The sequence below is a fragment of the Pararhodobacter zhoushanensis genome (assembly GCF_003990445.1).
GTDB classification, from domain to species: Bacteria; Pseudomonadota; Alphaproteobacteria; order Rhodobacterales; family Rhodobacteraceae; genus Pararhodobacter; species Pararhodobacter zhoushanensis.
The window spans coordinates 243,454-256,549 of sequence record NZ_REEZ01000005.1; the positions used below are offsets into that span (position 1 = coordinate 243,454).

The following is a 13,096-nucleotide window of genomic DNA, read 5'->3' on the forward strand; positions in this document are numbered from 1 at the left end:
GAGGCTTGCGGGCCGGGGGCAAAAGCAGGCCAAGATGGGGCGGTGTCGAATCGAGCTGACTGAGGAAGACCGGAATGACCGCTAAGAGCCTGTCCCTGATCTCGCGGGCGATCCGGGTGATCGAACACCCGGCGATAAAGATTGCGATTCCCGTGGTCGTGGGCCTGCTGGCGGTCTTCGTGCTGCACAAGCTGGCGAGCCATGTGAGCTGGGCCGATGTGAAATCCGACCTGTCGGGGGCGAAACCGGACGTGCTGCTGCTGGCGCTCGCCTGTACGGTGCTCAGTTTTGTCGGCATCGGCAGCTATGACTGGCTGAGCCTGCGCGCCGTCGCGCCGGGCCGGATGCCGGCATCCGTGCCCATCGTCGCCGGGGCGGCGGGCTATGCCGTCTCGGGCCTGTTGGGCGTGTCCTATCTGACCGGGACGGCGGTGCGTTACCGGGTCTATTCCGCCTTCGGCCTCGATCTGGTCAAGATCACCGGCATCGTCGCCATCTCGTGGACCGGCTTCTTTTCGGCGCTGGTGCTGGGCTTTGGTGCGCTGCTGACCTTCCACCCGACCGGTCTGAGCGCGGTGGCCAACATCCCGCCAGGGGTCGAGACCGTGGCGGGCGTGGCGCTGCTCGCGGCCTTCGGCGGCTACCTGTTGTGGCTCGGCACCGGAAAGCGGCGCATCCGTTCGGGCGAAAAGTCTCTGGACCTGCCGGGGCCGCTGCAGGCGCTGAGCCTGACATTCGCCGGCGTCCTCGATGTCTCCGGCGCGGCGCTCACGCTCTACGTGCTGATGCCGCCGGATCTGGTGCCCAGCCTGCCGGTCTTCGCCACTGTCTTCATCGCGGCCGTGGGGCTCGGCATCCTCAGCCATGCTCCGGGCGGACTTGGCGCCTTCGAGGCGACGATCATCGCAGGCTTCGGCGCGGGCGGCCGTTCGGATGTTCTGGCCTCGCTGCTGCTCTACCGGCTGATCTACACCGTCCTGCCCTTCGCTATCGCCGCCTTCGGCCTCGCCCTTGCTGCCGCCCTGGCCCATCGCGGAAGGCTGCGCAGCACCGCGAACACGCTCTGGCACGCGCTGAAACCCGTGGTGCCGGTGCTGGCCTCGGCGCTGGCCATGCTGGCCGGGATCATGCTGCTGGTCTCGGGCTCGCTGCCGGCCGAGGGCACGCGGCTTGAGCTGTTGCGCGACCTTCTCCCGCTGGGCGTGATCGAGGTCTCGCATCTGGCCGGCAGCCTTGCCGGCGCGCTGCTGATCGTCGTGGCGGCGGGGCTGTACCGCAAGCTCTACCGTGCCTGGCTGGTGGCTATGGCGCTGATCGGGCTTGGCTTCATCGTCTCGCTGGCCAAGGGGCTTGATTGGGTCGAGGCGCTGTCGATGGCCGCCATGCTGATCGCCCTCGGGCTGCTGCGCCCGGCCTTCTACCGTGCCGAGGACAGCTCGCTCTTCCGGCTGGACCGGCGCTGGATTCTCAGCCTGCTGGTGCTGGCGGCAGCGGTCTTCTGGATCGGGCTTTTCGCCTATGATCATGTCGATTACCGCAATGCCTTGTGGTGGCAGTTCAGCTGGACAGGCGACGCCTCGCGCTTCCTGCGCGCCAGCCTCGTGGTGGCGGGGGTGCTGGCCGTGGTCACGGTCAATTCGCTGATCAACCAGCGCCCCTCGCTGCACGAAACCCGGCAGATCCCCGACATCGTGCACCGGCTGGTGGCGGAAAGCGAGGATACCGAGGCCAATATCGCCCTGACCGGCGACAAGCTGTTCCTGGTCTCGCCCGACGAGAAGGCCTTCATCGCCTATGCCGATACCGGCGCCTCGCTCATCGCCAAGGGCGATCCGGTCGGCGAGCGCAAGGCGGGCGAGGCGCTGATCTGGTCGCTGCGCGAACGCGCCTATCGCAGCGGCAAGCGGGTCGCCTTTTACGCGGTCTCGCCGGCCTATCTGCCGACCTATCTGGATCTCGGCCTCTCGATCCTCAAGATCGGCGAGGTGGCGCGGGTCGATCTGCGGGGCTTCACGCTGGACGGGTCGAAACGCAAGGATCTGCGGCAGGCCCGCAACCGCGCCGCGCGCGACAGTTTCACCTTCACGGTGATTTCCCGCGCCGAACTGGAGCCGGTGCTGCCCGATCTGCGGCGCATCTCGGACGCCTGGCTGGAGCGCAAGCAGGGCGAGGAAAAGGGCTTCTCCCTCGGCGCTTTCACCGAGGACTACATGCGCAATTTCGACGTGGCGGTGCTGCGCGACCCCGAGGGGCGGATCGTCGCCTTCGCCAACCTCTTTCAGGGCGCGAACCGGCACGAGCTGTCGCTCGACCTGATGCGTTACCTGCCCGAGGCGCCGAATTTCGCCATGGACGCGCTCTTCGCCGAAATGCTGCTCTGGGGCGCGGCGGCGGGGTTTCACTGGGCCTCGCTGGGGGCCGCGCCCTTCGCCGGGGTCGAGAACCGCGAGCTTGCGCCGCTCTGGAACCGGATCGGCGGCTTCATCTATGAACACGGCGAGCATTTCTACCGCTTCGAAGGGTTGCGCGCCTACAAGGAGAAATTCGACCCGGTCTGGTCGCCGAATTACCTCGCCTGCCCCGGCGGGCTGGCCGCGCCGCGCATCCTCTACGAGGTCAATGTGCTGGTCTCGGGCGGGCTGCGCGGACTGATGAAATAGGAGCGGTGGATGATCGTCAATTTCGAAACCCATGCCTCGAACGAGCGGACCTTCCTGTCCTGGGTGCGTACCGCCGTCGCCATCGTCGGCTTCGGCCTGGCGGCGGCGCGGCTGGGTGACCGTGCGGTGCCGGCGTGGTCAACGTATCTGCTGTTCGGTGCGGGGGCGGCGGTGGTGCTGATCGCCTGGGCCCGGATGCGGCATGTGCGCAAACGCATCGACCTGGCTGAGCGGCTGCCCGACGATGACGGCCCGGCCGAAGCCTTCCTGCTGCTGCTGGTCATCGCGCTGTTTGCCCTGTTGGGGAGCTTCGCCGTCCATGTCGCGCCCTGACCTGCCCCCGGCCCGCGCGCAGATCCGACGGTTGCCCTTCACACTGGGCTTTCTGGCGGTGATGCTGGTGGCCAATGCGCTGGCCGGAACCTTCGCTGGCCGGATCGACCCCGAGGTTCTGGCCGCGCGGGGCATCGGCGTGGCCGCGCTTGGCGACGGCGACCTGACGCGGTTTCTGACCGCCACGTTTCTGTCGCACGACCTGCCGATGCTGCTGCGGCAACTGCCCTTCGCAGCCCTTGTGATCGGCGCAGCGGAATGGCGCTGGGGCAGCGCGCGGACAGCCGGGCTCTTCTTCGGCATCGACCTCGCCGCGACGCTGATCTTGCTGGCGGTTGTCGCGCTGGTCCCGGCCCTCGGCGCGCTGGAGGGGGTCACGGATGTCGGCATGTCACTGGGCGGTTTCGGGCTGATCGGTGTCTGGATCGCCACCCGGCGCCGGGCCGGGATCATGCTGGCCGCAATTCTCGCAGCCATCGTGGTTAAATTTTCCCTGGCGCCCGAGGCGCTTGCCGATGCGGGGCATGTCTTCGCTCTGGTCATCGGTTTCGGTATCGGTCTTTATGGAGCGCAGGCCCTGGGTCCTGCCGCCGGTCCTGCCGGCGTCGGGCCTCCCACAAGGCCTGAAAGCGCAAGGCAGTGGGGCGGGCGGCAATGAGTGTTCGGCAGATTTCCAGGATCCTTCCCGGGGCACTGGCTCTCGCGCTGACGGGATGCACCGGGTCGGGGGATTCCTTCCTGCAACCCGGCGGGCCGATCGCGGCGGCGCAGCGGACGGAATTGTTCCAGATCTTCGGCTGGACGATGATCGCGATCCTGCCGGTCTTCGTGCTGGTGCCGCTGCTGCTGTGGCGCTACCGCTACCGCAATGCCAAGGCGCGCTACACGCCGGATTGGGACCGCTCCGCGATCCTCGAGGTGTTGATGTGGGGTGTGCCGCTGGTCATCGTCGTGGTCCTGTCCGCGCAGCTTTACCGAACCACCCACGCGCTGGACCCGGTCCAACCGCTTGCGTCCGAAAACCCGCCGCTCCGGGTGCAGGTCGTCGGCCTCGACTGGAAATGGCTGTTCCTCTACCCCGACCTCGGGATCGCCACGGTCAACGAGCTGGCCTTTCCGGTGGAGACCTCGGTCGCGCTGGATCTGACCACCGATACGGTGATGCAGTCCTTTCTGATCTCGGCGCTGGCGGGGCAGATCTATGCCATGCCCGGCATGCGCACCCGGCTGCACATTCTGGCCGATGCGCCCGGTAGTTTCGAGGGCGAGAACACCCAGTTCAACGGCACCGGCTTTCCTGCGCAAAGGTTCGCGGCCAGGGCGATGAGTGCCGCCGATTTCGACGCCTGGGTGGCGCAAGTCCGGGCCGATGGCCAGCCGCTGACCGAGGCCAGCTACGCGCTGCTGGCCGAATCCTCGACCGGGGCGCAGGCGCAGGCGCGACTGGGGGCCGAGGGGATGGCCCCGGGAGTCCTGCATTTCTCGACGGTCGAGGGCGACCTCTTCCACAGCATCCTTCACCGCTACATGCACGGCAATCCCGTGCCGCCTTCCGCCCAGCCCGGCGCGGTTGGTTACGCGCCCGAGACCGCGGAGCAAACCCGATGACCGACCCGATTTTCGGCCGCCTCGACCTGTCGTCCCTGTCCGTCTGGCGCGCCTTCCAGGACCCCTCGCTGAGCGAGCTGATCGGGGCGGGCGCGGCGATGGCGGTGATCCTGGGCGCGTTGGCCACGCTGGCGCTGCTCACCTGGATCCGGCTCTGGGGGCCGCTCTGGCGCGACTGGCTGACCAGCGTCGACCACAAGCGGATCGGCATCATGTATTGCGCGCTGGCGCTGATCATGCTGGCAAGGGGCGTCATCGAGGGCGTGCTGATGCGCACGCAACAGGCTTTCGGACTGCACGGCGGCTTCCTCACCCCCGACCATTTCTCGGAACTCTTCAGCACCCATGGCACGATCATGATCTTCTTCGTGGCGATGCCCTTCATCGCCGGGGTGATCAATTACGTCATGCCGTTGCAGATCGGCGCGCGCGACATGGCCTTTCCGGTGATGAACCAGATCAGCCTGGGTCTGACTGCAACGGGCGCGGCGCTGGTGATGATCAGCCTTGTGTTGGGCGAATTCTCGACCGGCGGCTGGGCCAATTACCCGCCCTATACCGGCGCCGATTTCCAGCCCGGGCCGGGGCCCGATTACTGGATCTGGTCCATCGTGCTGGCGGGGATCGGCACCACGCTCTCGGGCATCAACTTTGCCGTCACGATCTACAAGGAGCGCGCGCCGGGGATGCACTTCCTGCGCATGCCGATCTTCTGCTGGACCGTCATCTGCACCTCGATCATCATGATCTTCGCCCTGCCGCCGCTGACCGTGGCGGCGCTGATGCTGGCCGCCGACCGCTATCTGGATTTCCACTTCTTCACCAACGACCTCGGCGGCAACATGATGAATTACGTCAACCTCTTCTGGTTGTTCGGTCATCCTGAGGTTTATCTGCTGGTCATCCCGGCCTATGGCGTGTTTTCCGAGGTCATCTCGACCTATTCGGGCAAGCGGATCTACGGCTACATGTCGATGGTCTATGCCACCATGTCGATCGCCGTGCTCAGCTTCTGCGTCTGGCTGCACCATTTCTTCACCATGGGTCAGAGCGCCAATATCAACGCGGCCTTCGGCATCGCTTCGATGGCGATCGCCGTGCCGACGGGCGTCAAGATATACAACTGGCTGGCCACGATCTTTCGCGGGCGGGTCCGCATGACGGTGCCGATGATCTACGCCACCGGCTTTTTCTACCTCTTTGTCATCGGCGGGCTGACCGGCGTCATGCTCGCCAATCCGGTGATCAGCTATCAGGTCCACAACACCTTGTTTCTGGTGGCGCATTTCCACAATGTCATCATCCCGGGCGTGCTGTTCGGGTTGCTCGCGGGCTATCATTACTGGTTCCCCAAGGCCTTTGGCTTTCGCCTGCACGAGGGTTGGGGGCGTGCGGCGGCGCTCCTCTGGATCGTCGGTTTCTCCTTCACCTTCCTGCCGCTCTACTGGCTGGGGCTGCAGGGGATGCCGCGCCGCTCTGCCTCGTTCGGCGATCCGTCTTTCCAGCCAATGCTGTGGCTGGCGCTGTTTGGCGGGATGCTGATTCTGGCGGCGCTCGGCTCGCTCATGCTTCAGCTCTGGGTCAGTATCCGCAACCGCGTGCAGTTGGCGGTGCCGCTGGGCGATCCCTGGAACGGGCGCTCGCTGGAATGGTCGATCCCCTCACCGCCGCCTGCCTATAATTTCGCGCTGCTGCCGCAGGTCCTGGACCGCGACGATTTTGCCGAGGCCAAGGCCAGCGGCCGCGCCTATGCCGAACCCGCAGTCTATGAAGACATCGAGATGCCGGACAATACCGCGATCGGCATGATCGTCTGCGTCTGTTCGACGTTGATGGGGCTGGCGCTGGTGTTCTGGATCTGGTGGCTGGCGGTGCTGTCGCTGGGTGTCATGGTCGTCTCGCTGATCGGCCGCACCTTCCGCACCGACCTCAGCCATGTGATCCCGGCCGCCCAGATCGCCGCCGAGCATCGCGCCTGGCTGGCGCGGGTCCGGGCGGCGCCGGCGGTGGACCGGCTGGCGGAAACCCATGATCGCAACCGGGGCCGGGCTATGCCGGAACGCCCCTTCGCAGCGGGGGCGGCGGAATGAGCGGCTCGAACCTTCATCCCGGCCTGAACCTCGGGGCCCGGCACGGCAGCGCGCATGAGGGGGCCGAGACCGTCGTCTTCGGCTTCTGGATCTTCCTGATGAGCGATCTGGTGATCTTTGGGCTGGTCTTCGCGTCCTATCTGACGGTCGCGAATCCGCTGGGCATGGCGGGTGGGCCCGGCCCGGCCGACGCTTTCGACCTGCGCAGCATTTTCGTCCAGACCATGATCCTGCTCACCAGCAGCCTGACCTTCGGCTTCGCCACGCTGGCGCTCCGGCACGAAAAGGGGCGGACGGTGATCGCTGGCTGGCTGGGGGTAACGCTGCTGCTGGGGCTGGCGTTTCTGACGCTGGAGCTGCGCGATTTCGCCCATATGATCGAGGTCGGCGCAGTGCCTCAGCGCAGCGGCTTCTGGTCAGCCTTCTGGGGCCTCGTGCCGCTGCATGGGCTGCATGTCGCCCTCGGCTGCCTGTGGATCGCGGTGATGCTGGCGCAGATGGCGCTTCTAGGGCTGGTGCCGGTGGTCAAGACGCGGCTGCTGCGGCTGGGTCTCTTCTGGCACTTCCTCGACCTGATCTGGGTCGCGATCTTCTCCATCGTCTATCTCGGAGGGCTGATGCCATGAGCGATCCTGACCACAGAAGCGAGGCGCGGCTTTACCTGGCGGGCTTCGGGCTGGCCCTGACGCTGACGCTGGTGCCCTTCGGGCTGGTCCATTGGGGGCTGATGCAGGGAAAGGCGCTGGCGATCACCATCGCGGTGCTGGCCGTGGCGCAGATCGTCGTCCATCTGCGGTTCTTCCTGCACATCGACCTCTCGCGGCAAAAGCGCGAGGATCTGCAGCTGATCCTTTTCACCGTGCTGCTGCTGGGGATCATGGCCTTCGGCACGCTCTGGATCATGGGCAACCTCGCCACGCGGATGTAGCGCAACGCATCGGCGGCGCGGGAGGGTCCCGCGCCGCCGGTCAGGCTGTCCGACGCTCAGGCGCCGAAGAGATGCGGGAACAGCCCGGCCAGTCCGAAGAGGATCAGATAGGCCGCGATCACGTAATTCAGGATCCGGGGGAAGATCAGGATCACCACCCCGGCGATCAGCGCCAGCAGCGGCTGCAGGATGATGACGCCGGTCATGCCTGTTCCGGCGCGCTGGCGCCGACCTCCGCCTTATGGGCCGCATCGAAGGCGCGGCGCAGGTGGTTCTCGGCGTCGGTGTCGAGATTGGTGCGCAGCACCCGCCCACCATGATCGGCAAGCCGCTCGATCACCCGGTCCGAGGCCTCGGTCCGCACCATCATGAACAGCGCCGCCTGACCCGGTTGCAGCACCCCGGCCACATCCTTCATGAAGCCGTCGTTGATGCCGTAATCGGTCAGCGCACCCGACAGCGCGCCCGCCCCGGCCCCCACGGCCACCCCCAGCAGCGGGTTGAAGAAGATCATCCCGACCAGAAGCCCCCAGAAGGCGCCGCCGGCCGCGCCGGCGGTCCACATGTTGACCATCTGGTTGAGCTTAACATTGCCCTTGGCATCGGCCACTGCGACCACCGCATCGGCAACATCGACGAGATAGTCGCGGGCCATGGTCATCAGAGCGTCGCGGGCTTCCTCGGCTTTTTCGGGTGTGTCGTACCCGATGACGATCAGTTCGGACATGGGGTTCTCCTTTTCAGAATTTGTACGAATTTCAGTTGGATGCGACATGCGTGGAGTCGAAGCTTTCGAACCATTGCTGCACCGAGCGTTCGAGATCGCTCACATGGTGGCCATGGGCCTCGGCTTCGGCGATCTCGCCGTTCAGACGCGCTTGCACACGCTCGTAGCGGTCCTTGAGCTCGTTCGCCGTCAGGTGCGCTGCGTCGTGCCGCCAATGCGCCTGCTCGCGCAGCTTTGCTTCAGCGGTCTCGATCCTGGTTCCAAGCGCCGCAAGGCGGTCATGAAGGGCGTCGTTTTCCATGGCATGTCTCCTGACAGGTCAGTTCATGTACCAGCCGTGGCTGACCACCAGCGACTGACCGGTGAGCGCGTTGGTCGGGAAGGCGGCGAAGACATGGGCCACTTCGGCCACGTCCTCGATGGTGGTGAATTCCTGGTCCACGGTCTCGCCCAGCATGATCTTGTTGACGACCTCCTCCTCGGAGATGCCCAGATCGCGTGCCTGTTCGGGGATCTGCTTCTCCACCAGCGGGGTCTTCACGAAGCCGGGGCAGATGACGTTGGCCCGGACACCGTGCTTGGCACCCTCTTTCGAGATGACGCGGGCTAGGCCCAGAAGCCCATGTTTCGCCGTCACATAGGCCGACTTCAGCGGGCTCGCTTCCTTGGAGTGCACCGAGCCCATGAAGATGATCGAACCCGAACCCGCCTTGTACATATGCGGCAGCACGGCTTTCGAGGTCAGGAACGCGCCGTCCAGATGGATCGAGAGCAGCTTTTTCCATTCGTTGAAGGGGAAATCCTCCAGCGGGTGCACGATCTGCACGCCGGCATTGGATACCAGCACGTCGATCTTGCCCCATTTCTTGATGACCGCGGCGACGCCGGTATTCACCTGGGCCTCGTCGGTGACGTTCATCTCGACGGCCATGGCTTCACCGGGGCCCTGCGCGGTCAGCGCGTCGGCGGTCTTCTGCGCCGCATCCAGTTTCAGGTCGGCGATGACGACCTTGGCGCCGTCAGCCACATAGCGCTTGGCGATGCCCAGGCCGATACCGCTGGCCGCGCCGGTGATGATGCAGACTTTATCTTTGAGGTTCATGGTCTTGTCTCCGTTTCTTGCGTTGTGCACGAGGTGTCAGGCGGCAGCCCAGGTCAGGGCGTCTGATTGCTCGCCGGCTTTGAAAAGTTTGGTTTTTGCAGGCAGGAGGGGCATGAACATCCGCATCCCGTTGGCGATCCAGTCGTGATCGGTGACGACAGCGATCCGCTCGAAGTCGCGCCAGTGCGTCACGCCGAACAGCGCGTCATCCAGCATGGCACCGGCTTCGAAACCCTCGAATTCCGGGCCGATCACATAGACAAAGCGCACCTTGCCCTGTGCCGTGATCTGCGCGTCCAGCGCCGGGATCAGGGTGGATTTGTAATCCTCGCCGGTGATCTTGCCGACGGCCCTGAAGGCCAGCACGTTGCTCGCAGTGGGTACAATACGTTCCAACATGGGATTTCCTTTCGTTTCCTTGGGGTCGATGTCAGGCGAGGTAATCGTGAACGACCTCACCCAGGCCGAGCGTCAGGTCGGTCATCAGATGGACCGCCGAGATAACCTCGAGCACCGGCAGTTCGGCCACAGGGGCCAGCGCGTGCTGGTGCAGCTCAAGTCCCGCGGGGCCTTCCCAGGCGCCTTTCAGCGTCACATCCAGGGTGTAGTAGCGGACCAGCTCGCAGATGCGCGGGGTGCAATCGACGTGCGGAATGACCTTCAGCATGAAGTTCGGTGCGTCGAAGCCCTTGAGCACGGTGGCATGGTCCAGTTCGCGGTGCTTGTAGCCCATGGTTCCGGTGGCAACCCGGACGGACCCCACATCAAGCGTGCCGACCAGCGTGTCCTTCTCGACCCTCAGCGCCGGATCGGCCAGCTTCTTCGGAAAGCCCCAGATCTCGCGGCCACCGGCGATGGGTGCGTCGTCGTTGAGGAACATCGAATGGACATAGCCGCCGGCGATGCCGTTCAACGTGACAGGGATCACCTGACCGCTTTCGGTGTAATCGCCGAAGCCGGTCGAGTCGGGCATGCGGATGAATTCGTATTTCACCAAAGGCTCGGGGATCTCCAGCGGCTCGGGCACCACCCGGCGCAGGGCCTCCATGTCGGTGCGGTAGGTGATGGTCAGGAATTCGCGGTTGACGAAGCGGTAGGGCCCTTTGGGATAGGACGGGCTGGTGACCGGCATCGCGAAGGCATTGGCTACGAGGTCAGCGGCGTTCATGTCAGGCTTCCTTTTTTTCGGTGGTTCCAAGATCGAAGACGTGCAGGCCATCGACCCCCACGCGGCGGGATTTCCAGGACGGGTGCGTCAACGTGCGGGTCACGTCCGCAAGCCCAGCGGCCCAATGGTCGGACATCGACTGGCGCGAGAATTCATAGTCCTTGCCGCTGCCCTCGAACCCTTCCTTGCGGTGGATGAGGTGCACCAGCGTAACCGGGCACGAGGGGCCCGCCTGGCGCAGCAGCGCCAGATCCGGGTCGTCACGCAGCCCCTCGGGCAGTTTCGCAGCCAGCCGTTCGGCGGCGGTGTGCAAGGCGTGCAACTGGCGGTAGCGGTCGGTGGTCAGGCGCGTCCGGCTGGAATACCGGATATCCTTCTCGCGCTGCTGGACCTCGATTACGTCCTTGGGCAGCCCGCCCCGCGCGTTGAAGAGGTCAACCTGGAAGATGCAGAGCGGTTGATCGCCCTCGGCCTGTTCCATGACGTATTGCAGGGGCGTGTTCGAGACGAGGCCGCCGTCCCAGTAATGCCGCCCACCGATCTCGACCGGCGGAAAACCCGGCGGCAGGGCGCCGCTGGCCATGATGTGGCGCGCATCGATCCGGGTGGTGCGACTGTCGAAATAGGTGAAGTTGCCGGTTTCCACATCGGTAGCGCCGACGCAAAGCCGTGGGCCCTTGCTGTTCAGAAGCTCGAAATCCACCAACTCGTTCAACGTCGCCTCCAGCGGGCTCGTGTCATAGAAACTGAGCCCGGGTTCGGACAGGAAGGGCCAGAAAGCCGAGACAGGACGCGGTCGGAAGAAGCCCGGCGCACCGGCCAACATCACCTCGGTAGCGGCCAGCTCGGAAAAAGCGCGGCGCCCGCCGACGGTCCAGAAGGGCGCTGCCACCGGCAGATTGTTGGTGATACGGTCCCAGAAGGCTTGCATCGCGGGCACCCGGTCCTCCGGGCGGTTGCCGCAGATCAACGCCGCGTTGATCGCCCCGATCGAGATCCCGGCAATCCAGTCGAACGAGAAGCCGTTCTCCGTCAGGGCGGCGAAGGTCCCGGCCTGATAGGCGCCAAGCGCGCCGCCGCCTTGCAAGACCAGTGCGTTGAGTTCGGTTCCAGCCATGTCGATCATTCCCCTGAAGCGGCATCGTTTGTCGTTGTTGAAGATGTAGGGGGCCTGTCCTGCGCCAGACTTTCGGCAATCTTACATCCGAGACAGATTCACCAAGCTTCCATGACAAAACGAAAAACCCGCCACCGGGGGGGTGACGGGTTCATCGCAAAGGCGGATCTGTGGTCAGTTGCTGTAAAGCCAGCCGTGCATCGGATAGTCCCTGGGCGGGGGGCCGCCGAAGACCGCGGCATAGGTTTCCTGCTCGAAAGCGCGCACACTCGCGTCGCTGCGGCGGTCGGCCGGCGCGTCAGCGTTGAGATAAGTGCAGAAGGCCGTGATCATGATGTCGGCGACTTCGGGGTTGGTGGCATCAGGATAATCGGCGTGGATCTGCTGGGCCACAGTATACAGCGCTTGGCTGTTGGGCTGCGCATTGCCGACGGTCTGCGCGAGCTGCCCCAGATCGAGGGTATTGGCCCCGACTTGGGCGAAGACAGGCGCGGGCTCGGGACATTGCAGCGCCTGCGCGCCCGCCAGTGCGGGGGCGGAGAGGTACAGCACCGTCGCCAGGGGTAAGAGGGGGTTTTTCATCGCAATCTCCTTTCAGACAGGGCGCCGCGGCGGCCGGGCAGTTGCAACCGGCACCAGCCGCGGGCGGTGGATTTGGGGCGGCACCAACAATGCTGCGCCCCGCAAAGCGCTTAGGATTCTCAGACAGAAATTCGGCATGTTTCGCCTCCCATGGACGTTCAGCATGGGGCGTTTCTGACCGATCCTCTTGCAGCGGAATTGTCCGGAGTCTTACAAAAGCGACAGGTTCGTCAGCCGATCTCCGGACCGGCAGCGCGCTGCCGCTTTGGCATGGTTCCGTCGTAGGCAATGCCCCTGCTCATCATGGAGCTGGTCGGCGTTGCGGGGCTGGTACTGTCGCTTCTGCTCGGACGGGCTAACCGCCAGATTGCCGAACACTACCAGGTTCCAGACTCATTGATTTTCAAAGCCAGAAGAGAACGGTCGCAGCGAGGGCGATGGCCGAGAGGAACACCTTCGGGCACCTGTCGTAGCGCGTGGCGACACGTCGCCAGTCCTTCAGTCTGCCGAACATGATTTCGATGCGATTGCGTCGTTCATAGCGGCGCTTGTCGTAGCGGGCGACCTTGCCGCGTGACTTCCGACCCGGGATGCAGGCCCGTATGCCTTTGTCTTTCAACGCATCTCTGAACCAGTCGGCATCGTAGCCTCGATCTGCGATCAGCCAATCGGAGGCTGGCAGGCATCAAACCTATTGATTGCCGATCATAGCAAGTAATCGTTTTCTAGGGAAAAATTTTCCGGCCGGCATCAAATCAAGTGAACGCCGTCACGTGCTCCT

At 64.8% G+C, this 13,096-nt stretch carries 15 protein-coding genes and 1 pseudogene; 7 read left to right on the forward strand and 9 right to left on the reverse strand.

The features are described 5' to 3' along the window. The first annotated feature begins 74 nt into the window (after window positions 1–74). Genes mprF through cyoD form a run of 7 tightly spaced genes read left to right on the forward strand, consistent with a single transcriptional unit; the run spans window position 75 to window position 7,619 of the window. Window positions 75–2,660 (forward strand): bifunctional lysylphosphatidylglycerol flippase/synthetase MprF, encoded by a 2,586-nt coding sequence (mprF, locus tag EAE28_RS13815; RefSeq protein ID WP_127107225.1) that lies wholly within the window; start codon window positions 75–77, stop codon window positions 2,658–2,660. Between the two features lie 9 nt (window positions 2,661–2,669). Next, window positions 2,670–2,993 carry a YidH family protein gene (locus EAE28_RS13820; protein WP_127107227.1) on the forward strand — a complete coding sequence of 108 codons (324 nt, stop codon included), beginning with the start codon at window positions 2,670–2,672 and terminating at the stop codon, window positions 2,991–2,993. Further along, the gene (locus tag EAE28_RS13825; protein WP_181954493.1) at window positions 2,980–3,651 is read left to right on the forward strand and encodes a hypothetical protein; all 672 of its coding nucleotides are present in this window, start codon (window positions 2,980–2,982) and stop codon (window positions 3,649–3,651) included. The genes EAE28_RS13820 and EAE28_RS13825 overlap by 14 nt, the downstream gene beginning before the upstream one ends. Continuing rightward, a complete protein-coding gene (locus EAE28_RS13830; RefSeq protein ID WP_127107229.1) occupies window positions 3,648–4,601 on the forward strand; it encodes a cytochrome ubiquinol oxidase subunit II in 954 nt (317 codons plus the stop codon). Before EAE28_RS13825 ends, EAE28_RS13830 begins: the two co-directional genes overlap by 4 nt. After that, window positions 4,598–6,691 (forward strand): cbb3-type cytochrome c oxidase subunit I, encoded by a 2,094-nt coding sequence (locus EAE28_RS13835; RefSeq protein WP_127107231.1) that lies wholly within the window; start codon window positions 4,598–4,600, stop codon window positions 6,689–6,691. The genes EAE28_RS13830 and EAE28_RS13835 overlap by 4 nt, the downstream gene beginning before the upstream one ends. Next, window positions 6,688–7,317: a cytochrome c oxidase subunit 3 gene (locus tag EAE28_RS13840; protein WP_127107233.1), complete on the forward strand. Its 630-nt coding sequence runs from the start codon at window positions 6,688–6,690 to the stop codon at window positions 7,315–7,317. The genes EAE28_RS13835 and EAE28_RS13840 overlap by 4 nt, the downstream gene beginning before the upstream one ends. Then, window positions 7,314–7,619 (forward strand): cytochrome o ubiquinol oxidase subunit IV, encoded by a 306-nt coding sequence (gene cyoD, locus EAE28_RS13845; protein WP_127107235.1) that lies wholly within the window; start codon window positions 7,314–7,316, stop codon window positions 7,617–7,619. The genes EAE28_RS13840 and cyoD overlap by 4 nt, the downstream gene beginning before the upstream one ends. A gap of 56 nt (window positions 7,620–7,675) precedes the next feature. On the opposite strand, the gene EAE28_RS13850 is transcribed toward cyoD, so the two are convergent. The 9 genes and pseudogenes from EAE28_RS13850 to EAE28_RS13890 form a co-directional block, all read right to left on the reverse strand. After that, the gene (locus EAE28_RS13850; protein ID WP_127107237.1) at window positions 7,676–7,825 is read right to left on the reverse strand and encodes a DUF3096 domain-containing protein; all 150 of its coding nucleotides are present in this window, start codon (window positions 7,823–7,825) and stop codon (window positions 7,676–7,678) included. Then, window positions 7,822–8,346, reverse strand: coding sequence for a DUF1269 domain-containing protein (locus EAE28_RS13855; RefSeq protein WP_127107239.1), 525 nt, complete (start codon window positions 8,344–8,346; stop codon window positions 7,822–7,824). The genes EAE28_RS13850 and EAE28_RS13855 overlap by 4 nt, the downstream gene beginning before the upstream one ends. Window positions 8,347–8,377: 31 nt before the next feature. Beyond that, on the reverse strand, window positions 8,378–8,647 hold the full coding sequence (locus EAE28_RS13860) for a 3-ketoacyl-ACP reductase (protein ID WP_127107241.1): 270 nt from the start codon (window positions 8,645–8,647) through the stop codon (window positions 8,378–8,380). Between the two features lie 18 nt (window positions 8,648–8,665). After that, window positions 8,666–9,448 carry a 3-hydroxybutyrate dehydrogenase gene (locus EAE28_RS13865; protein WP_127107243.1) on the reverse strand — a complete coding sequence of 261 codons (783 nt, stop codon included), beginning with the start codon at window positions 9,446–9,448 and terminating at the stop codon, window positions 8,666–8,668. Window positions 9,449–9,484: 36 nt separating this feature from the next. Then, a complete protein-coding gene (locus EAE28_RS13870) occupies window positions 9,485–9,847 on the reverse strand; it encodes a SpoIIAA family protein (protein ID WP_127107245.1) in 363 nt (120 codons plus the stop codon). A 31-nt stretch (window positions 9,848–9,878) separates the two neighbouring features. Next, complete coding sequence (locus tag EAE28_RS13875) at window positions 9,879–10,616, reverse strand: acetoacetate decarboxylase (protein WP_127107247.1); 738 nt, start codon at window positions 10,614–10,616, stop codon at window positions 9,879–9,881. 1 nt (window position 10,617) lies between these two features. Further along, complete coding sequence (locus tag EAE28_RS13880; RefSeq protein ID WP_127107249.1) at window positions 10,618–11,733, reverse strand: DUF3734 domain-containing protein; 1,116 nt, start codon at window positions 11,731–11,733, stop codon at window positions 10,618–10,620. 174 nt (window positions 11,734–11,907) lie between these two features. Further along, window positions 11,908–12,315, reverse strand: coding sequence for a hypothetical protein (locus tag EAE28_RS13885; RefSeq protein ID WP_127107251.1), 408 nt, complete (start codon window positions 12,313–12,315; stop codon window positions 11,908–11,910). Between the two features lie 403 nt (window positions 12,316–12,718). Beyond that, window positions 12,719–12,997, reverse strand: a pseudogene (locus tag EAE28_RS13890) (transposase); the annotation flags it as partial. Between the last annotated feature and the right edge of the window lie 99 nt (window positions 12,998–13,096).